Origin of the sequence: Curtobacterium sp. 9128, from assembly GCF_007673775.1 — a bacterium.
GTDB lineage: Bacteria > Actinomycetota > Actinomycetes > Actinomycetales > Microbacteriaceae > Curtobacterium.
On the sequence record NZ_VEAF01000007.1, the window covers coordinates 74,589 to 96,152 of the forward strand.

Annotated in this window: 22 protein-coding genes; 10 read left to right on the plus strand and 12 right to left on the minus strand. The window is 73.6% G+C overall.

Annotated elements, in window-relative coordinates; all coding sequences use genetic code 11:
• Nucleotides 1-225 precede the first annotated feature (225 nt).
• Both FS641_RS15310 and FS641_RS15315 read right to left on the minus strand, forming a co-directional pair.
• Nucleotides 226-1,068 (minus strand): ABC transporter ATP-binding protein, encoded by an 843-nt coding sequence (locus tag FS641_RS15310; protein ID WP_186317802.1) that lies wholly within the window; start codon nucleotides 1,066-1,068, stop codon nucleotides 226-228.
• A complete protein-coding gene (locus FS641_RS15315) occupies nucleotides 1,065-1,958 on the minus strand; it encodes a siderophore-interacting protein (RefSeq protein ID WP_260855862.1) in 894 nt (297 codons plus the stop codon). Before FS641_RS15315 ends, FS641_RS15310 begins: the two co-directional genes overlap by 4 nt.
• A gap of 66 nt (nucleotides 1,959-2,024) precedes the next feature.
• Between FS641_RS15315 and FS641_RS15320 the strand changes: the two genes are divergently transcribed.
• From FS641_RS15320 to FS641_RS15345, 6 genes are read left to right on the plus strand one after another with little or no spacing between them, the layout of a single operon-like run.
• Nucleotides 2,025-2,966, plus strand: coding sequence for an alpha/beta hydrolase (locus tag FS641_RS15320; RefSeq protein WP_186317792.1), 942 nt, complete (start codon nucleotides 2,025-2,027; stop codon nucleotides 2,964-2,966).
• A gap of 57 nt (nucleotides 2,967-3,023) precedes the next feature.
• A complete protein-coding gene (locus tag FS641_RS15325) occupies nucleotides 3,024-4,532 on the plus strand; it encodes an ABC transporter substrate-binding protein (protein ID WP_144765370.1) in 1,509 nt (502 codons plus the stop codon).
• Between the two features lie 20 nt (nucleotides 4,533-4,552).
• Entirely contained in the window at nucleotides 4,553-5,503 is a 951-nt protein-coding gene (locus tag FS641_RS15330) for an ABC transporter permease (protein WP_144765372.1), read from the plus strand.
• Nucleotides 5,500-6,420 carry an ABC transporter permease gene (locus FS641_RS15335; protein ID WP_260855863.1) on the plus strand — a complete coding sequence of 307 codons (921 nt, stop codon included), beginning with the start codon at nucleotides 5,500-5,502 and terminating at the stop codon, nucleotides 6,418-6,420. The genes FS641_RS15330 and FS641_RS15335 overlap by 4 nt, the downstream gene beginning before the upstream one ends.
• Nucleotides 6,417-7,214 carry an ABC transporter ATP-binding protein gene (locus tag FS641_RS15340; RefSeq protein WP_144765374.1) on the plus strand — a complete coding sequence of 266 codons (798 nt, stop codon included), beginning with the start codon at nucleotides 6,417-6,419 and terminating at the stop codon, nucleotides 7,212-7,214. Before FS641_RS15335 ends, FS641_RS15340 begins: the two co-directional genes overlap by 4 nt.
• Nucleotides 7,211-7,990 (plus strand): ABC transporter ATP-binding protein, encoded by a 780-nt coding sequence (locus FS641_RS15345; RefSeq protein ID WP_144765376.1) that lies wholly within the window; start codon nucleotides 7,211-7,213, stop codon nucleotides 7,988-7,990. The genes FS641_RS15340 and FS641_RS15345 overlap by 4 nt, the downstream gene beginning before the upstream one ends.
• A gap of 392 nt (nucleotides 7,991-8,382) precedes the next feature.
• Here the strand turns inward: FS641_RS15345 and FS641_RS15350 are convergent, their stop codons facing one another.
• Nucleotides 8,383-9,822: an amidase gene (locus FS641_RS15350; RefSeq protein ID WP_144765378.1), complete on the minus strand. Its 1,440-nt coding sequence runs from the start codon at nucleotides 9,820-9,822 to the stop codon at nucleotides 8,383-8,385.
• A 112-nt stretch (nucleotides 9,823-9,934) separates the two neighbouring features.
• Here FS641_RS15350 and FS641_RS15355 point away from each other — a divergent pair, with 112 nt between their 5' ends.
• Nucleotides 9,935-10,585 carry a YigZ family protein gene (locus FS641_RS15355; RefSeq protein ID WP_260855864.1) on the plus strand — a complete coding sequence of 217 codons (651 nt, stop codon included), beginning with the start codon at nucleotides 9,935-9,937 and terminating at the stop codon, nucleotides 10,583-10,585.
• A 12-nt stretch (nucleotides 10,586-10,597) separates the two neighbouring features.
• Here the strand turns inward: FS641_RS15355 and FS641_RS15360 are convergent, their stop codons facing one another.
• Together FS641_RS15360 and FS641_RS15365 are read right to left on the minus strand one after the other, a co-directional pair.
• Nucleotides 10,598-11,335, minus strand: coding sequence for a sulfite exporter TauE/SafE family protein (locus FS641_RS15360; RefSeq protein ID WP_144765382.1), 738 nt, complete (start codon nucleotides 11,333-11,335; stop codon nucleotides 10,598-10,600).
• 76 nt (nucleotides 11,336-11,411) lie between these two features.
• A complete protein-coding gene (locus tag FS641_RS15365; RefSeq protein WP_260855865.1) occupies nucleotides 11,412-12,299 on the minus strand; it encodes an oxidoreductase in 888 nt (295 codons plus the stop codon).
• A 103-nt stretch (nucleotides 12,300-12,402) separates the two neighbouring features.
• On the opposite strand from FS641_RS15365, the gene FS641_RS15370 reads away from it, so the two are divergent.
• Together FS641_RS15370 and FS641_RS15375 are read left to right on the plus strand one after the other, a co-directional pair.
• A complete protein-coding gene (locus FS641_RS15370) occupies nucleotides 12,403-14,046 on the plus strand; it encodes an ABC-F family ATP-binding cassette domain-containing protein (protein WP_144765386.1) in 1,644 nt (547 codons plus the stop codon).
• Between the two features lie 50 nt (nucleotides 14,047-14,096).
• Nucleotides 14,097-14,972, plus strand: coding sequence for a L,D-transpeptidase (locus tag FS641_RS15375; RefSeq protein ID WP_144765389.1), 876 nt, complete (start codon nucleotides 14,097-14,099; stop codon nucleotides 14,970-14,972).
• Here the strand turns inward: FS641_RS15375 and FS641_RS15380 are convergent.
• Together FS641_RS15380 and FS641_RS15385 are read right to left on the minus strand one after the other, a co-directional pair.
• Nucleotides 14,965-15,510, minus strand: coding sequence for a gluconokinase (locus FS641_RS15380; RefSeq protein ID WP_144765391.1), 546 nt, complete (start codon nucleotides 15,508-15,510; stop codon nucleotides 14,965-14,967). The two genes, FS641_RS15375 and FS641_RS15380, sit on opposite strands and share 8 nt — an antisense overlap.
• Nucleotides 15,507-17,009 (minus strand): GntP family permease, encoded by a 1,503-nt coding sequence (locus FS641_RS15385; protein WP_144765393.1) that lies wholly within the window; start codon nucleotides 17,007-17,009, stop codon nucleotides 15,507-15,509. Before FS641_RS15385 ends, FS641_RS15380 begins: the two co-directional genes overlap by 4 nt.
• A 220-nt stretch (nucleotides 17,010-17,229) precedes the next feature.
• Here FS641_RS15385 and FS641_RS15390 point away from each other — a divergent pair, with 220 nt between their 5' ends.
• Nucleotides 17,230-17,937, plus strand: a complete 708-nt coding sequence (locus tag FS641_RS15390; protein ID WP_186317793.1) for a FadR/GntR family transcriptional regulator — start codon at nucleotides 17,230-17,232, stop codon at nucleotides 17,935-17,937.
• Between the two features lie 61 nt (nucleotides 17,938-17,998).
• On the opposite strand, the gene FS641_RS15395 is transcribed toward FS641_RS15390, so the two are convergent.
• The 5 genes from FS641_RS15395 to FS641_RS15415 all read right to left on the minus strand — a co-directional run bounded on the left by FS641_RS15395 (nucleotide 17,999) and on the right by FS641_RS15415 (nucleotide 21,486).
• Nucleotides 17,999-18,610, minus strand: coding sequence for a GNAT family N-acetyltransferase (locus FS641_RS15395; protein ID WP_144765397.1), 612 nt, complete (start codon nucleotides 18,608-18,610; stop codon nucleotides 17,999-18,001).
• A 57-nt stretch (nucleotides 18,611-18,667) separates the two neighbouring features.
• Nucleotides 18,668-19,354, minus strand: a complete 687-nt coding sequence (locus FS641_RS15400) for a uracil-DNA glycosylase (protein WP_144765399.1) — start codon at nucleotides 19,352-19,354, stop codon at nucleotides 18,668-18,670.
• Between the two features lie 8 nt (nucleotides 19,355-19,362).
• On the minus strand, nucleotides 19,363-20,082 hold the full coding sequence (locus FS641_RS15405; protein ID WP_144765403.1) for a Type 1 glutamine amidotransferase-like domain-containing protein: 720 nt from the start codon (nucleotides 20,080-20,082) through the stop codon (nucleotides 19,363-19,365).
• Complete coding sequence (locus FS641_RS15410) at nucleotides 20,079-20,609, minus strand: phosphoribosyltransferase (protein ID WP_186317794.1); 531 nt, start codon at nucleotides 20,607-20,609, stop codon at nucleotides 20,079-20,081. Before FS641_RS15410 ends, FS641_RS15405 begins: the two co-directional genes overlap by 4 nt.
• An 82-nt stretch (nucleotides 20,610-20,691) precedes the next feature.
• Nucleotides 20,692-21,486, minus strand: a complete 795-nt coding sequence (locus FS641_RS15415) for an SDR family oxidoreductase (RefSeq protein ID WP_144765404.1) — start codon at nucleotides 21,484-21,486, stop codon at nucleotides 20,692-20,694.
• Nucleotides 21,487-21,564 lie beyond the last annotated feature (78 nt).

Here is a 21,564-nt window from a genome sequence, read left to right on the forward strand (position 1 = left end):
TGATTCCGGCATCTCGACGGCGTCTCGTGGGCACGCTCGCGGGAGCGCAGCTTCTGCACGTGCACTGCAGCGGTTCCACGACTTGCCGCTCACGTCCGCCCAGGGTCCGCGACACTCCGTCGGGCGCGCTCGAGGTTCCGTGATTTCGGCATCTCGGTGGGCGGGCGGCGCGCGAGGCGCGCGAGGCGCGCGCCTCGCGGGCGCACGGGGCGCAGCGCGCTCGCGTCAGCGCCGGCGGGGCACCACGAGGGGGGTGCCGCTCTCGGGGTCGGGGACGACCACGCACGGGAGCCCGAACACGTCCTCCACCAGGTCGGCCGTCACGACCGCGGCCGGCGTCCCCGCGGCGACGATCGACCCGCCCCGCATGGCGATCACGTGCGTGGCGTACCGCGCGGCCTGGTTGAGGTCGTGCAGCACGGCGACGACCGTCCTCCCGGCACGGTGCAGCGCTGCGGCGAGCTCGAGCACGTCGTACTGGTGCGCGATGTCGAGGAACGTCGTCGGCTCGTCGAGCAGCACGATGTCCGTCTCCTGCGCGAGCACCATCGCGATCCACACGCGCTGCCGCTGCCCGCCGGAGAGCTCGTCGACGCCACGGTCCGCGAGCGACACCGTGTCGGTCTGCTCCAGGGCGCGCTGCACGGCGATCCGGTCGGTGCCGGAGGACGGGTGCAAGAGGTCCTGGTGCGGGAACCGGCCGCGGGAGACCAGGTCCCGCACGGTGATGCCGTCGGGTGCGATCGGCGTCTGCGGCAGCATCGCGACGCGGCGTGCGACGGCCTTCGGACGGTAGGACGCCAGGGGCGCGCCGTCGAGGTAGACCGTGCCCGCGGTCGGCTTCAGCGTCCGGGCGAGGGCCTTCAGCAGCGTCGACTTGCCGCACGCGTTCGGGCCGACGATCACCGTCAGCTCGCCGTCCGGGACGTCGACGTCGAGCCCGTCGACCACCACGCGGTCGTCGTAGGCGAGCGTCAGCCCTCGGGCACCCAGCGCCGTGGTCGGCGCGGAGACCGCACCGGGAGCAGCACCGGCGCCGGGTGCGGCACCGCGGGCAGCCGCGCTCAGTTCTCGGCCTTGCCGTGACGCCAGTACCCCATGAACGCGACCTGCTTCCGGTCGAGCCCGACCCCGCGCACGAGGTGTCGGCGGAGCTCCTTGACGCATCCGGCCTCGCCGGCGATCCAGGCGTAGAGCTGCGCGTCCGTCACGGGTGGGATGTCCCACAGCACCTGCTCGTCGACGTCCACGTCGGCCAGCTCGTCCGACGGCGTGCACGCGTCGGCGGCGACGGCGCTCGAGGCCCACGCGTGGACCTGGTCCGTCATCCGGACCCCGTGCGAGGCGCCGTTCCGGGCGATCCAGCGCACCTCGACCCCGGCGGGCGCGGTGACCGGCAGACGGTCGTCGTCCGTCGGGACCTCGATGAAGACGTGGCCGACGGTGGTGACGTCGAGCGCCTCGAGGATGGCGCAGATCGCGGGCGCGGCGGTTTCGTCGCCGGCGAGCAGGATCCGGTTCGCCGCGCCCGGGGCGAACTCGGCCGCCCCGCTCGGGAGCTCTGCGGGTGAGGACGGCACCGCCGGTCCGACGATCCGGAGCTCGTCGCCGACTCGGCATGCGGAGACCCAGCGCGAGGCGGGACCGGTGTCGCCGTGGGCGACGAAGTCGATGTCGAGCTCGCGGGCGTCCGGCCGGAAGGACCGCACGGTGTAGGTGCGGAGCGGGTTGCGCTCGGCATCGGGCAGGGCACGCCACGCGGTGTACCAGTCCTCGCCGTCCGGCAGGTCGGTGAAGCCACCACCGGGGAGCGGCAGGACCACCTTGATCCGCTGGTCGAGCCCGACCGCCGAGAAGGCGCCGAGCTCGTCGCCGCGGAGCGTCACCCGGACGAAGTGGGGGGTGAGGGCCGTGACGGCTGCCACGCGGACGGAGAAGACACGGTACCGGGCTGCCACTCCTCGAGTATGGCATGCCTCACCTAACTCCATCCAGAGGGGCCGAGCGGTGCGAGACTGGCGGACGTGCCCGACCTCGACGACGAATTCCGCGACCTGCCCGACCTCGCCCGCGCGAGCGGCGTGACGGAGCCGCTCCGAGCCTCCCGGCAGGCGATCCGGACGCCTGACGGCGGCGACGTGTCCGCGATCCGCTGGCAGGACCCCGCCGATCCCGGCCTGGAGGCACGGGTCACCTACCTGCACGGGCTCGGCATCGACGCCCACAGCTTCGACCAGACGGCGATCGCCGTCGGCCAGCCGGCGGTCGCCCTCGACCTACCAGGCCACGGCCGGTCGTCCTGGCGCGACGACGCCGACTACGCGGCGTCGGCGACCGCGCCGGCCGTCCTCGCCGCGCTCGACGCACTCGCGGTGCCGCCGGGCATCGTGGTCGGGCACTCCCTCGGTGCGATCCTGGCGGCCCGGCTCGCCGCGACGGCGCCGGAACGTGTCACCGGCCTCGTGCTCGTCGACATGTCCCCGGACTTCGCCCAGCGCGCCGTGGACCGGATCGCGCGGGCGCTCGAGACCGAGGCGCCGTTCACGTCCCTCGACGAGGTCGTGGAGCGGGCGATCGAGGCGCGTGTCGGAGACGACCGCGAGGTGCTCCTCCGCGAGGCACGGCACACCACCCGGCTCGGCGAGGACGGCCGGCTCGTCCGTCGACACCACTTCCCCCACCTGCCGGCCGGCCGGACCGCCTCGGTGGGGCGGTTCGCGGACGCCTGGCCCGACCTCGAGGCGCTCGACGTCCCGCTCCTGCTCGTCCGCGGCGACCGCGGCTACGTGTCGCCGAAGCTCGTGACCACGTTCGGTGAGCGGCTGCCGCGCGCCACGGTCGTCACGGTCGAGGCCCGCCACGCCGTGCAGACCCAGGCGCCCCTCGAGCTCGCCAGGGCCATCACGGAATGGGCGGCGGGTAACGGTTTGTTGCACGGGATCGAAGAAACCCCCGTGCGCCGGTAGCCTCTTCCGAGCGCGCGCGGCGACCGTCGCGCAGCCCGCGGAAGGAACCCACCACCCATGAGCCCCTCCCTCCCCCGTCAGCGCCGCATCGCGGTGATCGCGACCGCCGTGGCACTCGTCACCGGCCTCGCCTTGACGGGTTGCTCCGGATCGTCGAACCAGACCGGGGGCGACGACGCCACGGTCCGCGTCGGTCTGGTCCTCGAGCCGACGAGCCTCGACGTCCGCACCCAGTCGGGCGCAGCGCTCGACCAGGTCCTCATCGACAACGTGTACCAGGGCCTCGTCGGCCGCTCCCCGTCCGGGGACGTGCGTGACGTGCTGGCCGCGAAGCACGAGGTGTCGAGCGACGGCCTGACGTACACGTTCACGCTGCGCAAGGGCACCACCTTCCAGGACGGCAAGCCGGTCACCGCCGGGGACGTCGTCTGGTCGCTGCAGCAGGTCAAGGACAACGCCTCCTACGTCGACTCAGCGACGCTCGCGAACGTGTCCTCGATCACGTCGCCCGCGTCGGACACCGTCGTCCTGCAGCTGGCGAAGCCGGACTCCGACCTGCTCTGGAACCTCACCGGCCGCGCCGGGCTCGTGCTCGAGCAGGCCGCGACGAACGACCTGTCGGACACCGCCAACGGCACCGGCCCGTACCGCGTCGCGAACTGGAAGCAGGGCGACTCGCTCACCTTCACGCGGAACCCCGACTACTGGGGCACGAAGGCGAAGGTCGCGAAGATCGTCTTCCGGTACATCACGCAGCCGTCGACCGCCGTCAACGCGATGGCGAACGGCGACCTCGACGTCGAGACCGCCGTCGACGGCACGCTCAAGAGCCAGCTGCAGGGCAACTCCGACATCACCCTGCACACCGGCAAGACGACCGACAAGTACACGCTCGCGTTCAACAACCAGAAGGCGCCGTTCACCGACGTCCGCGTGCGGCAGGCCATCCGTCAGGCGATCGACTCGAAGGCGCTCATCAAGGCCATCGGCGGGACGGGCGTCGAGCAGGGTGGACCGATCCCGGCGCTCGACCCCGGGTACCAGGACCTGACCGACGTCGACGCGTACGACCCCGCGAACGCGAAGAAGCTCCTCGCCGAGGCCGGCAGCCCGAAGCTCGACCTGACGCTGACGTACGCGAACGTCTACCCGTCGACGATCGGCGACGTGCTGAAGTCGCAGCTCGCCGACGTCGGCATCACCCTGACGGTCGACCGCGTCGACTTCGCCACCTGGCTCTCGCAGGTCTTCGAGAAGAAGGACTACGAGCTGAGCATGGTCGACCACGTCGAGGCGCGCGACTTCGGCAACTGGGCGAACCCGGACTACTACTTCGGCTACGACAACGCCGAGGTCCAGCGCCTGTACGCCGACTCCGTCGCCACCACCGACACGGACGAGAAGGCGGCCGACCTGCGGAAGGCGGCGAAGATCGTCAGCGAGGACGCTGCGGCCGACTGGCTGTACACGTCGACGTCGATCACCGCCGTCCGCAAGGGCGTCACCGGGGTGCCCTTCGACGGCACGAACTCGCGCTTCGACCTGTCGAAGCTCGCGGTGCGGTAGTCGCTGACTAGCATCGTCTCGTGACCCGGTTCCTCGTCGGGCGAGTGGTCCTGCTCGTCGTCGGCCTGCTCGTGGCGAGCGTCATCGTCTTCGCCACGCTCCGCGTGCTGCCCGGCGACGTCGCGCAGATCGTCGCCGGGACCCAGGCGACGCCGGCGACGGTGGCCGCGCTCCGCCAGCAGCTGGGGCTCGACCGCCCGGTGGTGGTGCAGTACCTCGACTGGGTCCTCGGACTGCTCCGCGGCGACCTCGGCACCTCCCTCGTGACGAAGGGTCCGGTCGCGCCGGAGATCGCGCAGAAGCTCGGCGTGACGCTCCCCCTGGCGGGCATGTCCCTCGCCGCGGCGCTCGTGCTCGGCGTGCCGCTCGGCGTGGTCGCCGCGGTCCTCCGCCGTCGCACCGGCGGCGCGGTCATCGCGTTCGTCGCCCAGGCCGTCGCCGCGGTGCCGGTCGTCTGGGCCGGCATGCTGCTCGTCGCGCTCTTCGCGGTGACGCTGCACTGGCTGCCGACCCAGGGCTTCCCGCTCGACGGCTGGTCCGAGCCCGGCCGGGCGTTCGCGTCGCTGGTCCTCCCGGCGCTGACGATCGGTGCGGTCGAGGGCGCGGTCATCCTCCGCTTCACCCGGTCCGCCACGCTGAGCGTGCTCGACGCCGACCACCTCCGCACGGCGGCGGCGATCGGGCTCACCCGCACCGGGGCGCTCCTGCGGCACGGGCTCCCGAGCGTGGCGCTGACGGTGCTGTCGGTCCTCGGGGTGCAGATCGCGGGGCTGCTCGTCGGCGCGGTCGTCGTCGAGCAGCTGTTCTCGCTGCCGGGCGTCGGCCGGATGCTCGTGACCGACGTCGGCAGACGGGACATCACCAAGGTGCAGTCCGAGCTGCTCGTCCTCACCGGGCTGGTGCTCCTCGTCGGGTTCGCCGTGGACGTCGTCCACCGCGCGCTCGATCCCCGACAGCGGGAGCGCGCATGATCCGCCGCGTCCTGTCCCGGCCCACCGGGGTCTTCGCCGTCGTCGTGCTCGGGCTGCTCGTCGTCCTCGCCGTGGTCTCGCTGGTCTGGACACCGGAGAACCCGTTCCGCACGGACCCGTTCCACCAGTGGGAACGGCCGAGCGCCGCGCACTGGTTCGGCACGGACGGCGTCGGTCGGGACATCGCGAGCTACCTGCTCGCCGGGACCCGCACGACGGTGCTCGTCGCGGTCGGGTCCGGCATCATCGCGAGCGTCGTCGGGATCGTCCTCACTGCGGTCGGGTCGCTCACCACGCGCTGGGTCCGCGAGGGCATGGCCGTGCTGCTCGACATCCTCGTGGCCTTCCCGACGCTCCTGACGGCGATGCTGCTGACGGCGGTGTTCGGCGGCTCGCTCGGCGTCGTGGTCGTCTCGGTCGGCCTGGCGTTCGGCGTGACGATCGCCCGGGTCGCCCGCGGGGAGATCCGCCGCATCGCCAGGAGCGACTACGTCGTCGCCGCGAAGGCCTCCGGCGTCGGACCGTGCGGCGTGCTGGTCCGGCACCTCGTGCCGAACGCCGCGCCCCTGTTCACCGTGCAGCTCTCGCTCGCGATGGCGACGGCGGTCCTCGCCGAGGCCGGGCTCTCGTACCTCGGCTACGGCGCCGGCTCGGGGACGGCGTCCTGGGGCAGCCTGCTGTCCGACCTGCAGACCTACATCGGTGTGCACCCGTGGAGCGCGACGTGGCCCGGTGCCGCGATCGCGCTCGTCGTCGCCGCGCTGTCCCTGCTCGGCGACGCCGTGCGCGACGCCTCCGATCCGCGCCTGACCACGGGGGACGCCGCGCGGGACGCCGGGCACCCGGACGACGACGGGCGTCGGGCGGACGCCGGTCACGACCCGGCACGCGTCACCGGGACGGAGGGCATCGCATGACCGCGACCGACGGCGCGACCGCGACCGGCGGCCTCGAGGTGCGTGACCTGTCCGTCAGCATCGCGGGGCGGACGGTCCTGGACCGCGTGTCCTTCACCGTGCCTCCCGGCCGCCGCGTCGGCGTGATCGGCGCGTCCGGATCCGGCAAGTCGATGACCTCGCTCGCCCTGATGGGGCTGGAGCCGAGCGGCGCCGCCGTGCAGGGCAGCATCCGGCTCGACGGCGACGAGCTCGTCGGGCTCCCGGAGCGGCAGCGTGCCGCCGTCCGCGGCGCGCGGATCGGGATGGTGTTCCAGGAACCCGGCACCGCGCTCGACCCGCTCCGCCGCGTCGGCAGGCAGATCGCCGAACCGCTGCGCCTGCACCGCGGGCTCGGCCGCCGGGAGGCGGACCGAGCGGCACTCGAGCTGGCCGGGCAGGTCGGCCTGCCCGACCCCGAGTCCCTGCTCCGGCAGTACCCGCACCAGCTCTCCGGCGGGCAGCGGCAGCGCATCTGCATCGCGATGGCGATGGCCGGGGAGCCGACGCTCATCGTGGCGGACGAGCCGACGACGGCGCTCGACGTCACGACCGAGGCGCGGATCCTCGACCTCCTCGAGGGCCTCGACGTCTCGGTGCTGTTCGTCACGCACGACCTGGCCGTGCTCGCCCGGATCGCCGACACCGCGGTGGTCCTGGACGCCGGTCGCGTGGTCGAGACCGGCACCGTGCGCGACCTGCTCGCCGCCCCCCGTCACCCGGCCACCCGGGCGCTCGTCGACGCGGCCCGCGCCACCGCGAGGAGGACCCCGTGACCGCCCTCGAAGCCGCCGGTCTGCACCGCACCTACCGGCTCCCCCGCCGCGGGCCGTTCGAGCCCGGCCCGGTCCGGACCGCCGTCGACGGCATCGACCTCACCGTGGCCGACGGCGCGCGCCTCGGGATCGTCGGCGAGTCGGGCTCCGGCAAGTCCACGCTCGTCCGCCTGCTGGCCGGATTGGAGGCCCCCACCGCCGGCACCGTGTCGGCCGGCGGTCGCCCGGTGCTCGCGTCCGCCTCCGCCGCCGCGATGCGCTGGTTCCGTCGCGAGACCGGAGTGGTGTTCCAGGACCCGTACTCGTCGCTCGACCCGCGGATGCGCGTCGGCGCGATCGTCGAGGAACCGCTCCGGGCCCTGCGGATCCCGGGGTCGCACGCGTCCCTCGTCCAGGCGGCACTCGAGCGCGTGGACCTGCCAGCCGACGCCGCCGGGCGCTACCCGCACGAGTTCTCGGGCGGGCAGCGGCAGCGCATCGCGATCGCGCGGGCCGTGGTGCACGGGCCCCGGATCCTCTTCGGGGACGAGCCGATGAGCGCCCTCGACGTGGTGGTGCGCGCCCGGGTCATCGAGCTCTTCCGGTCCCTCGCCGACGAGCTCGGGTTGACGATCGTGCTCGTCTCGCACGACATCGGCGTGGTGCAGCGGCTGTGCGACACCGTCGCGGTGATGGCCGAGGGACGCATCGTCGAGCACGGGCCGGTGTCTCTGCTCGACGCGCCCGCGAGCCCCGTCACCCGCGCCCTGGTCGACGCGGCCCCGACGCTGCCGTAGGCGCGGCCCGGCCCGGCCCGCCGGGCCCGCCCGTCGAGGTTCCGCAATTGCGGAACCTCGACGGCGTGGACCGGTGCGTCGTGGAACCGCGGCAGACCTGAGCCGCGAGTTGCGGAACTTCGGGCGGGCGGCTGCCGGACGGGAGGCTCGTGGCGGCGTCGGCACGAGCCTCCCGTCCGGTGGTTGCCTGCGTCCGCAAGGAGCGACTCCGTCGCTGTCGTACGACGTCGACACTGTCGGTTCGCAGCGCGCGCGACCGTTGCGTCCGCAACGAGCGACAGGGTCGCTGTCGTACGACAGCGACCCTGTCGTTCCGAGTCGACCCGCGCCCACGCCCGCCCGCCCGCGCCCGCACCGCGCCTGCGCCCCCGCCCCGCCCGCGCGCGCGCACCTCACCACATGGGCGGGTGCCGCCGCTGCCACCGCAGGCGCCGCTCCAGCTGCGCGCCGAGCGCGAGCAGCACGCGCTCGCCACCGGGACGCCCGATGAGCTGCACCCCCATCGGCAGCCCGGCACCGTCCGGGTGCCCGTCGTCCGTGACACCGACGGGGAGCGTGATCGCCGGGAGGCCCGCCACGTTCGCCATCGACGTCCACGGCGAGTAGGCGCACTGGCGGCGGAAGTCCTCCTCGGGGTCGTCGCCGTACCAGCCGAGCGGTCGGGGCGTCAGCGCCAGCGTCGGCGTGAGGACGGCGTCGAAGCGGCCGAACGCACGGATGAGCGCCGCCGAGAAGGTGTCGAGCGCGGTCATCGCGTCGAGCACCTGCGTCCCGGTCAGGGCCCGCCCCCGCTCGACCAGCCACGACACCAGCGGCGTGAGTGCGTCGAGGTCGATCCCGGGCACGGACGGCAGGCGCGCCGCCGAGGTCTCCCACGCGGTGCGGAACGCGTCGGCGTAGGGCGTCCGCGGCATCCTGACGTCCTCGATCCCGTGCCCGAGCTCGCCGAGCACCCGCACCGCGGTGTCCACCACGGCCCGGGCTGCCGGATCGACCACGACGTCCACGGTGTCGTCCCACGGCGACCCGTCGAGCACCCCGAGGACGAACCGGCCCTCGCCGCGGACCGCCGCCGCGGTGAACGGCCCGTCGCCGACGTCCGGGGTCACGAGCGCGTACGGCGCCGGCTCGTCGAGCCCGGTCGGCGCGACGAGGGCGTCGAGGAGCATCCCGGCGTCCGCGACGTTCCGGGTGAGCGGCCCGGCGACCGACAGGCCGCCGACCCCGGAGCGTCCCGGCATGGAGGGCACCCGTCCACGGCTCGGCTTCAGTCCGACCAACCCCGTCGCGGCGGCCGGGATCCGCACCGATCCCCCGCCGTCCGACCCGACCGCGGCCGGCAGCAGCCCCGCGGCCACGGCGACGGCCGCGCCGCTCGAGGACCCACCCGGCGCCCTCGAGGTGTCATAGGGATTCCGCGTCACGCCCCGCCGCGTCTCCGAGGACGACGACAGCCCGAACTCCGGACTCGCCGTCTTCCCGAGGCTCACCGCGCCGGCGGCGTCGAGCGCCGCCACGAGCGGGTGGTCGGCCGACGCCGCGCGTTCCGGCAGCGCGACCGTCCCGGACCCGGTGGGCACGCCGGCTCGGTCGTACAGGTCCTTGTCACCGGACGGGAGGCCCCACAGCGGCCGCGACGTCGGCACCAGGTCGCCGAGACGGTCGGCTCGTGCCCGTGCCGCCTCCGCCGTGACCGTCACGAAGGCACCGAGTCCGGGGTCGAGCCGGTCGATGCGGGCGAGGAAGTGCTCGGTCGCTTCGCGGGCCGTGGTGTCGCCGCGGCGGATCCAGTCCCAGAGGTCCTGCGCCGACAGGTGGTGGAGTTCGAACACGGGTCACGAGCCTATCCGCGCAGGGCCGCCACCCGCCGGGCGAGACCGACGCTGTCGGCGTCGTGGTCGGCGGCAGCGTCGCCGTCAACGTCGGCGTCGGTACGCTCGTCGGGTGACCCGCCGGTACCCGTCCACCATCGCGGCGACGGTCGAGCACGAGATCGTCGTCACGAAGTCCCGCTTCGTCACCACGCTCGTCCCGGTGTCCGGCCCCGAGGACGCCGACCGCGCCGTCGCCGAGGTGCGGAAGCGGTCCTGGGACGCCCGACACCACTGTGTCGCCATGGTGACCGGCCTCCTCGGCGACCAGGCACGCTCGTCGGACGACGGCGAGCCGTCTGGCACCGCCGGCGTGCCGATGCTCGAGGTCCTGCGCCGGCGTGACCTCACCGACGTCGTGGCGGTCGTCACGCGGTGGTTCGGCGGTGTGAAGCTCGGCGCCGGTGGCCTCGTCCGCGCGTACTCGACGTCCGTGTCCGAGGCGCTCGACCATGCGGCCCTCGTCCGCCGCGAGGCCCTGACGTCGGTGACGGTCGACGTGCCGCACGCCGACGCCGGTCGGATCGACAACCTGCTGCGCGAGTGGGTCCGGCACCACGGGGCGACGTCCGCGGAACCGCAGTACGGCGCGGCGGCGACCTTCGAGGTCCTCGTGCCGGAGCCCGAGGTCCCCGCGCTCCGAGCCGAGCTCGCGGCGGTGTCCGGCGGGACCCTCGTGGCGGAGGTCGGCGATGAGCGCGTGGTGGACGTGCCGGTCGGCTGACCGCCGCGGGCATCAGGCCGCGACGAACAGGTACCCCGCCAGCACGAACCCGCACACGGCGATCCCGATCCGGAGCGGCGTCGGCGGCACCCGCCGCGCGACCGAGGGTCCGATGAGCCCGCCGACCACGGCCCCGACGCCGAGCGGCCACACCATCGCCCAGACGACGGTGCCGGACAGCGCGAAGAGCACCGCGGGCAGGACGTCGGCGGCGAGCAGCAGCACGTTCTTCAGGGCGTTCGCCCGGTGCAGCACCGGTTCGCCGTCGAGCAGCATCACCGCGATCATGAGCACGCCGGACCCGGCACCGAAGTACCCGTTGTAGAGCGAGACCGCCGACACACTCGTCGCCGCCGCGCCCGGGCCCATCCGCGCCGAGGCCCGCCGCCGGTCGATCCAGGGCTGCGCGAGGAGCAGGACGGAGCCGGCGGCGACGAGGAACGGCACGACACGATCGAACACGTGCGCCGGCGTCACCAGCAGCAGCCCGGCGCCGAGGGCGGAGACGACCACGGTGACGGGCAGCCACCGGCGGAGTGTCCGCCCGTGCCCGACGAGGTCCGCCCGCGCGCGGAGCGCCGAACTCGCACCGCTGCCGAGCAACGCGACCGAGTTCGTCACGTTGGCCGCGAGCGGCGGCACGCCGACGGCGAGGAGGGCCGGGTAGGCCACGAGTGAGGTGATCCCGCCAGCGGTGCCGATGACCCCGGCGAGGGTCCCGGCGACGAGCAGGAACACCGCGGTCAGCACGCGAGCGATCCTGCCACGGAGTCGGCACGTCCCGTCGGTACCGGCCCGTCAGCGCGTACCCGTCGGCGTGTCCCCGTCAGCCCGGTCCGTCGCTCGCCGCGGCGAGGAGGGGCACGACGACGTCGCTGATCGGGGTCGGGACGCCGTGCTCGTGCCCGACGCGCCGCACCACGCCGTTCCGCTCCTCCCACTCGAGCGGCCGCCCGGCGACCCGGTCGGCGAGGATCGAGGTCCCCGCGTCGGCCGGCGATCCGCGGAACCCCGACACGACGGTGTCGGGGACGTCGTCGTCGAGCCGGGCTCCGGCAGCCCGGGCGACCAGCACGCACTCCGCGGCGTAGTCGCGCGCGAGTTGCCCGAGGTCCTGCCTGGTGAAGACGCCCGCCCGACGACCGGTGAGCGCCATGAGCCCGGCGACGGCGTTCTGCACGAGCTTCCGCCAGGCGACGGTGGTGAAGTCCGCCGACAGGTCGACCTCGACCCGGGTGCCGGCGAACACGCCGGCCACGGTCGCACCGGCCGGACCGTCGGGCAGTGTCAGGCGCGGTGTGGCGCGGAGCAGCACCGAGCCGTCCGGCCGGGTCTCGGCCGGGAACCACACGACGGACGGCACGACCGCGGCACCGTGCGCGGACGGCGACACGGTGCGGACCTGCTCGACGCCGTTCTGCAGCACGGCGACGACCGTGTCCGGTCCGCACAGTGCCGCGAGCCAGGGTGCCGCCGCGGCGGTCTGGGTGCCCTTCACGGCGAGCAGCACGACGTCGACGGGCCCGGCGACGGCCTCCGGATCGGTACGCACGGGTCCCGGGACGACGACCCGCCCGGCCGCGTCGGCGAGCTCGAGGTGCTCGCGGGGCGTCCGTCCGGCCAGCAGCGGCGTGCGTCCGTCCTCGTGCAGGGCCGCGGCGACGGTGGTGCCGATCGCACCGGGGCCGACGACGGCGACGGTGGTGGTGTTCACCACCCCTGGCTACACCACCACGAGCGCGCGTGGACGTGTTCCCGCGCGCGCGGTGCGACCGACGTGGCCATCGGGGACGCGGAACCAGTGGGACGATTGGTCCATGACCGCCACGCTCGTCGCCAAGGGCCTCGCCGGTGGGTACGCCGCCCGCACGCTGTTCGAGGGGCTGGACCTGACCGTCGCGCCCGGGGACGTGGTCGGCGTCGTCGGCGTGAACGGCGCCGGCAAGTCGACGCTGCTGCGGCTGCTCGCCGGCGTCAGCGAGCCGCTCGCCGGGACGGTGTCGCTCGCCCCGACCGACGCCTTCGTCGGCTGGCTCCCCCAGGAGCACGAGCGCGTGCCCGGAGAGACCGTCGCGGCGTACATCGGCCGGCGCACCGGCTGTGCGGCGGCGACGACGGAGATGGACACGGCCGCTGCGGCGCTCGGCGACCCGGATGCGTCGGCCGACGCCGCCGACCGCTACTCGACGGCGCTCGACCGCTGGCTGGCGTCCGGTGCCGCCGACCTCGACGAGCGCATCCCGGTCGTGCTCGCCGACCTCGGTCTGACGCTCGACACCGAGACGGCGATGACCACGCTCTCCGGCGGGCAGGCAGCCCGGGTCGGCCTCGCCGCGCTGCTGCTCTCCCGCTTCGACGTCGTCCTGTTGGACGAGCCGACGAACGACCTCGACCTCGACGGCCTCGCCCGGTTGGAGGAGTTCGTGCGCGGGCTCCGCGGCGGTGTGGTCCTCGTCAGCCACGACCGGGAGTTCCTCGCCCGGAGCGTGACCAGCGTCCTCGAGCTCGACCTCGCACAGTCCTCGAACCGGCTGTTCGGCGGTGGCTACGACGCCTACCTCGAGGAACGCGAGATCGCCCGCCAGCACAAGCGCGACGCGTACGACGAGTTCGCGGCGACGAAGGCCGACCTGGTGTCCCGCGCCCGGACGCAGCGGGAGTGGTCGAGCCAGGGCGTGCGGAACGCGATGCGCAAGAACCCCGACAACGACAAGATCCGACGCCGCGCCGCCTCGGAGTCGAGCGAGAAGCAGGCGCAGAAGGTCCGGCAGATGGAGTCGCGCATCGCCCGGCTGGACGAGGTCGAGGAGCCGCGCAAGGAGTGGCAGCTCGCGTTCACGATCGGTCAGGCGCCGCGGAGCTCCGCCGTCGTCGCCACGCTCGCCGACGCCACCTTCACCCGGGGCGACTTCACGCTCGGTCCGGTGTCCCTGCAGGTGGACGGCGGCGACCGCATCGGCATCACCGGCCCGAACGGCGCGGGCAAGTCCACCCTGCTGGGCGCGCTGCTCGGCAAGCAGGAACCGACGACCGGCACCGCGAGCACCGGGTCGAGCATCGCGGTCGGCGAGATCGACCAGGCGCGCGGGCTGTTCACCGGTCGGGAACCGCTCGCCGCCGTGTTCGAGGGCCTGGTCCCCGAGATGGCGACCGCCGACGTGCGGACCCTGCTGGCGAAGTTCGGTCTCAAGGCCGACCACGTGGGCCGCGCAGCCGGCGAGCTCTCCCCCGGTGAGCGCACCCGCGCCGCGCTCGCGTTGCTGCAGGCTCGTGGTGTGAACGTGCTCGTGCTGGACGAACCGACGAACCACCTCGACCTGCCCGCGATCGAGCAGCTCGAACAGGCGCTGGACTCCTACGACGGAACCCTGCTGCTCGTCACACACGACCGGCGCATGCTGGAGACGGTGCGGTTGGACCGACAGTGGCGCGTCGACGCGGGTCGGGTCACGGAACACTGACGACGGACGGGAGGCCCGTGGTGCGACGACGGACATGGATCGTGGGCGGGGTGGCCGCCGTGGTGCTCGTCGGTGCCGTCGCCGGGGTCGGGCTCGCCCTGACACCCGCCGACCGGCAGATCGCCGTGTCGACACCCGGTGCGACCAGGACGACACCGACACCGACCCCGACACTCGCCGGCGTGCCGGCGGCACCGTCGGCGGCGGACCTCGCTGCGCTGCCGCTCGCGTTCCACGACGCGGTGGTCCCGGCGCTCCTCGACGGGGCCGCGGCACACCCGGAGAACGCCTGGCAGATCGCGACGCCGAAGGCACCCCTCGTCGCGCTCTGGGCGAGCCCGGCGGCGGACGCCGCACCCGTCGCCACGTTCGCCTCGACGGTGTCGACGATCGACACCCCGGCGGCCACGGCGGTCTGGGGGCGTTCTCCCGGTGTCGACGGCGGCATGCTGCTCGTGTCGACGCCGGCACGGAACCGCACCCCTGGTGACGGCGGCGTCCAGGACGCTCCGAGCGCGACGTTCGCGTGGGCCAGGGCCGCCGACTTCACCGTCGTGGACACCGATCGGATGATCCGCGTCGACGTCGCGGCGAGCACCGTCTCCGTCGTCGGCCGCGACGGGTCGGTGTCGGCGACCGAACCGGCACGGCTCGGCACACCGGACGACCCGACACCGACCGCGACGGCCACGTACGTCGAGGCGGCGTACGTCGACACCCGCGTGACCTACACGCAGGGGAACCCGATCATCCTCACCGGGGCGCACTCGTCGCGCATCCCGTCCTACGGGGGCAACGCGGCGCTGACCGCGCTGCACTACTACCCGGACCCGACCGGCAGCTCCCACGGGTGCGTCCGGATCTCCGCCGCGATGACGACGACCCTCGCCGCGCTCCCGGTCGGGACCGCGATCCAGTTCACCTGACCTCGGGGATCAGTCCCAGCCGCTCGACGATCTCGTCCGTCTCGTGCTCCGGGGTCCCGCCGGCGTCGACGGTGATGTGGGCCTCGTCGTCCTGCGGCGGCTCGAGCGTCGCGAGCTGCGAGGCGAGGAGCGAGGTCGGCATGAAGTGTCCGGAGCGGGCGGCCATGCGGTCCTCGATGAGGGCGGTGTCCCCGGCGACGTGCACGAAGACCACACCGGGTGCCCGCAGCACGTCACGGTAGGAGCGCTTCAGCGCCGAGCAGGTCACGACGCCGTTCGTGCCGGCGTCGAGGTGCTCCCGGATCCACCCCGCGACGACGTCGAGCCACGGCCAGCGGTCCTCGTCGTCGAGCGGGACGCCCGCGTGCATCTTCGCGACGTTCGCCGGCGGGTGCATCGCGTCACCCTCGGCGAAGTCCCAGCCGAGTCGGTCGGCCACCATCGCCGCGACGGTCGACTTGCCGGATCCGGAGACCCCCATCACGACGAGCACCCGCGCGTCGAGTGCGCGCTCGTCCTGTCCACGTTCCGAGCTCATGCGATGAACACTCCTGCGATCAGTACACCCAGCAGCCCGAACACCGAGATCAGGCACTCCAGCATGGTCCAGGTCTTGAAGGTCTGTCCGACCGTCGTGCCCAGGTAGCCCTTCACGAGCCAGAACCCGGCGTCGTTGACGTGCGACAGGAACACCGATCCCGCGCCGATCGCGAGCACGAGCAGCGAGACCGTCGGCGAGGACAGGTCGTGCGCGAGCGGGGCCATGATGCCGGCCGCCGTCACGGTCGCGACGGTCGCCGAACCGGTGGCGACACGGACCAGCGCCGAGACGACCCAGGCGACGAGGAGCACCGAGATCCCGGAGTCCTTGACCGCGTCGGCGATCACCCCGCCGATCCCGGTGTCGATGAGCACCTGCTTGAAGCCACCACCAGCGCCGACGATGAGCAGCACGCCGGCGACGGGCGGCAGCGCGCTCTCGAGCGACCGGGACACGGCCGACCGGTCCATGCCGCCCCCGATCGCGAAGAACACGATCGCGTAGATCGCCGCGATGCCGATCGCGACCATCGGCGTGCCGAGGAAGTCGAGCAGGCCGACCCAGGCTCCGGCAGCGTCGGGCATGCTCGCCTCGCGGATCGCCTGCGCGAGCATGAGCACGACCGGCAGCAGGATGCCGATGAGCGCGACGGTGAAGGACGGGCTGCGCGGTTCGCTGATGACGCGGGTGAAGTCGCTCTTGCCGCCGGGCAGGGAGGCCGTGTCCTGCGTGGCGGAGCCGCGCCGTGCCTCCCGTCCGGCGTGCGCCGGGTCGCTGTCCCGTGAGCCGAACAGGTCCGGCACCGGGATGTCGACCCACCGGGCCGCGAAGTGTGCGAACACCGGGCCCGCGAGGACGATCACCGGGATCGCGAGCACGATGCCGAAGGCGAGGGTCGTGCCGAGGTCCGCGCCGACCGTCGCGATCGCGACCAGCGGGCCGGGGTGCGGCGGGACGAACGCGTGCATCGTGGAGAGGCCGACCAGGGCCGGGACCGCGATCTTCATGATCGGCACCTGGCTGCGCTTGGCGACCAGGACGATGATCGGGATGAGCAGGACCAGGCCGACCTCGAAGAACATCGGCAGCCCGATCAGGGCGCCGATGAGCGCCATGGTCCACGGCAGCGCCGCCTTCGATGACCGGCGGACGAGCGTGTCCACCACGCGGTCGGCGGCGCCGGAGTCGACGAGCATCTTGCCGAACATCGACCCGAGGCCGACCAGGATGCCCACGCTCGTCATCGTCGCGCCGAACCCGTTGCCGAAGCTCGTCACCGCCTTCTCGGGGGCGAGTCCCGCGCCGATGCCGACGCCGACCGCGCCGACGGTCAGGGCGATGAACGGGTGGATCTTCAACCACGTGATCAGCACGATGATCACGACGACGCCGATGAGCGCCGCCACGACGAGCTGCGGGACCGGTCCTGACGGATCGACCTGTTCGGTGCCGGCGGCGAGCACGCTGCTCACGCCGGTCGGTGCGAGGTGCGCCATCTGCGCCCCCTTCCTGGAGGCGCATCTGCGCGGCTCCGTCGCCTGGGTTCCGGGTGGTCGGCGTCGTGGTCCGTGGAGCGGGACCGTCGACATCGAATAATCTGATTATTCAGACTACATGTCGACGAGCCGCGCGGCACGTCCGCGTCGCCGCCGTCGGCCGATGGGATGGAGTCTGCCGCTTCGACGTCGACGACGTCACGACCCGCCCGGAGGAACGATGGACACGTCCCGCGGACTGCACGCCCACGTGCTCGACGCGCTCGGGCACCGCATCGTGAGCGGGAGTGTCGGTGCCGGCACCGTCCTCCGACCGGAGGAGATCGCGGACGAGTTCGGTGTCTCGCGCTCGGTCGTCCGCGAGGCGCTGCGGGTCCTCCAGTCGCTCGGACTCGTCCGGCCACGACAGCGCGTCGGCACCCAGGTGCTCCCGATGACGTCGTGGGAGCTGCTCGCACCGGACGTCATCCGGTGGCGAGGCCGCTCCGACGGGTACTTCGCGCAGCAGCGGGAACTCCTCGAGGTCCGCCTCGGCATCGAGCCGGTCGCCGCGTCCCTCCTCGCCGGACGGGGGTCCGTCGCCGCGGCCCCCGTGCTCGAGGCGGCGCTCGCGATGGTGGCGGCGGCGTCCGACGGGGACGGTCAGGCGTACCTCGAGGCCGACGTCCGCTTCCACCGGGCCCTGCTCACGGGGTCCGGCAACGCGGTCTTCGGGCACTTCGCCGGTACCGTCGAGGCGCTCCTGCGGACGAGGACCTCGGAGTCGCGGGACACCATCACGCGGTGGACGGGTGCGGCGGCAGCGCGGCACGAGGCCGTCGGACGGGCGGTCGTCGCCGGGGACGCCGAGGCCGCGTCGTCGGCCGCGAGCGCGATGGTCGTCGTGACGCGGGACGAGTTCGCTGCCGAGGCCGAGCGCGCGGAGTGACGCGGGCGGGCGCGTCCGGTGTGGTGTCGGTGCGCGGGTGCGGTCGCTGGACGCGCGCTGCCTACGCCCGCCGCGCTCCGCGCCGCGTCCGCGGGCCCCGCAGGCGCAGCCGCATCGTGACCGTGCCGAGCCACCGGTCGTACTTGTAGCCGACCTTGCCCATCCGTCCGATCTCCTCGAAGCCGAGCCGTCGGTGCAGCCGGATCGAGGCGTCGGCGGAGCGGTCGGCGATCACCGCGACGACCTCGCGGACCCCGGCGGCACGGCACTCGTCGAGGAGCGCCTCCATGAGCGCACGTCCGAGGCCCTTGCCCCCGGACGCCGGCCCGAGGTAGATCGAGTTCTCGACGACGTGGTTCGACCGGTCACGCGGGTTCCACGGGTCGACGAGAGCGTACCCGAGCACCTGCCCGGAGGGGTTCACCGCGACCAGGAACGGCAGTGTCCGCCGCCGGATCTCGTCGTACCGTCGTTTCCAGGCCGCGAACGAGAGCACCGCCCCGTCGAACGTGACCGAGGAGTTCCGCACGTAGTGCGCGTGGATCTCGCGGATGTCCGGCAGGTCGGTCGGTTCGGCGGCACGGATCGACCACGCGAACGCCGTCTCCGTCGGTGCTGGCGCACGCAGGTGGCGCGGCAGCACCCGCCGCTGGCGGTATTCCTCCTCGAGCACGACGTCGAGCCTACGGCGCAGGCGGGTCCGTGGTCCGGTCGACGGCCTGGAAGCTCGTCACACCTGCGCGGGCAGCGTCCAGTCGACGGGGTCGGCACCCTGCTCGACGAGCAGGTCGTTCACCTGCGAGAACGGACGACTGCCGAAGAACCCGCGGGAGGCGCTCAGCGGGCTCGGGTGCGCCGACGCGACGACCGGCGTGTCCCCGAGGAACGGCCGCACGGACGCCGCCTGGGCCCCCCAGAGCACGGCGACCAGGGGACGCTGCCGTGCGACGAGTGCGCGGACGGCCTGCTCGGTGACCCGCTCCCAGCCCTTTCCGCGGTGGCTCCCGGCGTCGCCGGCCGCGACCGTGAGCACCCGGTTGAGCAGCAGCACGCCGCGCTCGGACCACGGTCGCAGGTCCCCGTGCGCCGGTGGGGTGACCCCGAGGTCGTCGTGGAGCTCGCGGTAGACGTTCGCCAGACTCCGGGGAACCGGCCGCACGCCGGGGTCGACGGCGAAGGACAGCCCGATCGGGTGCCCGGGCGTCGGGTACGGGTCCTGTCCGACGACGAGGACCTTCACCTGGTCGAACGGGTACGTGAACGCGCGGAGGACCGACGCGCCCGCCGGCAGGTACGGCCGGCCCGCTGCGGTCTCGGAGCGGAGCCAGGCGCCCATGCGGTGGACGTCGTCCTCGACGGGTGCGAGGGCCTCGGCCCACCCGGGGTCGACGAGCTCGGCGAGGGGCTGTGCCTGCATCGGGACCGCTACGCGCCCATGGTGGCGACGGAGACGGACTCGTCCCCGGCGACCACGCGCCAGACGCTGCCGGACCCGCGGACCTCGAGGGCCCCCTCGCCGACGACGAGCACGGTGTCCTCGTCGATCGCGAGCCCCGCCGAGACGAACTCGGCCTCGGCACTCGCGATGAGCCGGGCGACGGTGCCGGCCTGCACGCCGTGCACGTCGATGGTCAGGTCGACGAGCCCGAGGCCCGCGCGGAGCTCCACCTCGTCGAGTCCCTCGGACGCGCCCTCGGGGCAGACCTCGACACCGTCGATGCGCCACCCGCCGACGAGTGCCCGGTCGGAGGCGACCATCGCACCGGCGGAGTAGCCGAGGTACGGCAGGCCGTCGGAGACGAGCAGTCGGATCTGGTCGACGAGCGGTGCGATCGCGTCGAGGTAGTCGGGTGTGCGACCGCCACCGACGACGAGCGCGTCGATGTCGCTGAGGACCGCCGTCGTGAAGGGCTGGCCGGGGGCGACCTCGGTGACGAGGACCTCGGCGGCGCGCGCACCACCCAGGACCTCGGCGATGTCCGCGGTCGACGACGGGCTGGCGCCGGAGGCCGAGGCGACCGACAGCAGTGCGATCCGCGGGACGGTGCGCCCGACGGCCGCGGACCGCGCGGTGGCCTCGGCGAGGAAGGGCGCGGCGGCGTCCGAGGCGGCGAAGGGTCCACCGCCGACGAGGTGGATGCTCACGACTCGGCCGTCACCGGGGCCAGGGCGCTCCACGGGAAGGTGATCCAGCCGTCGACACGACGCCAGACGTGGTCGGGCTCGAGGACGGTGCCGGGCTTGGAGTAGAGGCAGGCGCTGCGCACGTCGGCGCCGGCCTTCGCGATGATGTCGACGACGAGCGCGAGCGTGCGGCCGGAGTCGGAGACGTCGTCGACCACGAGCACGCGCTTGCCGGCGAGGCTCGGCGCGTCGAGTGCGGGGGCGAGCACGACCGGCTCCTCGAGGCGCTGCTCGACGTCCGTGTAGAACTCGACGTTGATCGAGCCGCACTCCTTGGTGCCGAGGGCGTACGCGACCGCTCCGGCGATGATGAGTCCGCCGCGGGCAACGGCGACGACGACCTCGGGCTCGAAGCCGGAGGACAGGACGTCCTTCGCGAGGAGCCGTGCGGCGTCCCCGAACTCGAGCCAGCCGAGCACCTCGGGCCCGCTCGTCACGGTCACGACGGCCGGCGAGGAGGGCTCGGCGGGTTCGCTGCTGATCGGCATCCGTCCACGGTACCGGCACCGGGCCTGCCCTCGCGACCCGAGTTCGACGTCCGGGGCGCGCGGAGCCCGGGCCGACCCGCTGCTACGCCTCGGACGTCTGGACGCCGCGGGGCCGGAGGGGTCCGCGGGCCACCTTGTGCTGCGCCGCCTGCGCGACGGGTCGGATCGTGACCAGGTCGAGGTTCACGTGTGCCGGCAGCTCGACCGCGTGCACGATCGCCTCGGCCACGTCGTCGGCGGAGAGCGGGTCCTCGACGCCGTCGTACACGGCCGCGGCCTTGGTCGTGTCGCCACCGAACCGCACCAGGGCGAACTCGTCGGTCTTCACCATGCCAGGGGCGATCTCGACGACCCGGATCGGCTCACCGCTCAGCTCCAGCCGCAGCGCACCGACGAGGGCGTGCTCGGCCGACTTCGCGGCGTTGTAGCCACCGCCGTTCTCGTACGGCACGAACCCGGCGGTGCTCGTCACCGTGACGACGTCCGCTCCACCGGTGACCGCTGCGCGCCGCCGCAGGTGCGGGAGGAGGGCCGCGATGACCCGCTTGGTGCCGATGACGTTCACCTCGAACATCGCGCGCCAGTCCTCGACGTCGGACTCCTCGACGGTCGCCGAGCCGAACGCTCCCCCGGCGTTGTTGACGAGCACGTCGGCGCCGCCGAGCTCCTCGACCCGGGATGCCAGGCGGGCGACGTCTGCGGCGTCGGTGATGTCCGCGGTCAGCACGTCGACCCCGAGCTCCGCGGCGAGCGCCTCGAGCCGGTCGGCGCGACGGGCGACGGCGAGCACGTCCCAGCCGCGGGACCGGAACGTCCGCACGGTCGCTGCCCCGATGCCGGAGCTCGCTCCCGTGACGACCGCGCGTCGTGCTGCCATGGTGGTTCCTCCGTCGTGGTCCGTGGTGCCCGCACGCGGTTCCGGCGGGCTCCGTCCACGCTACCGGGGAACCGGTGA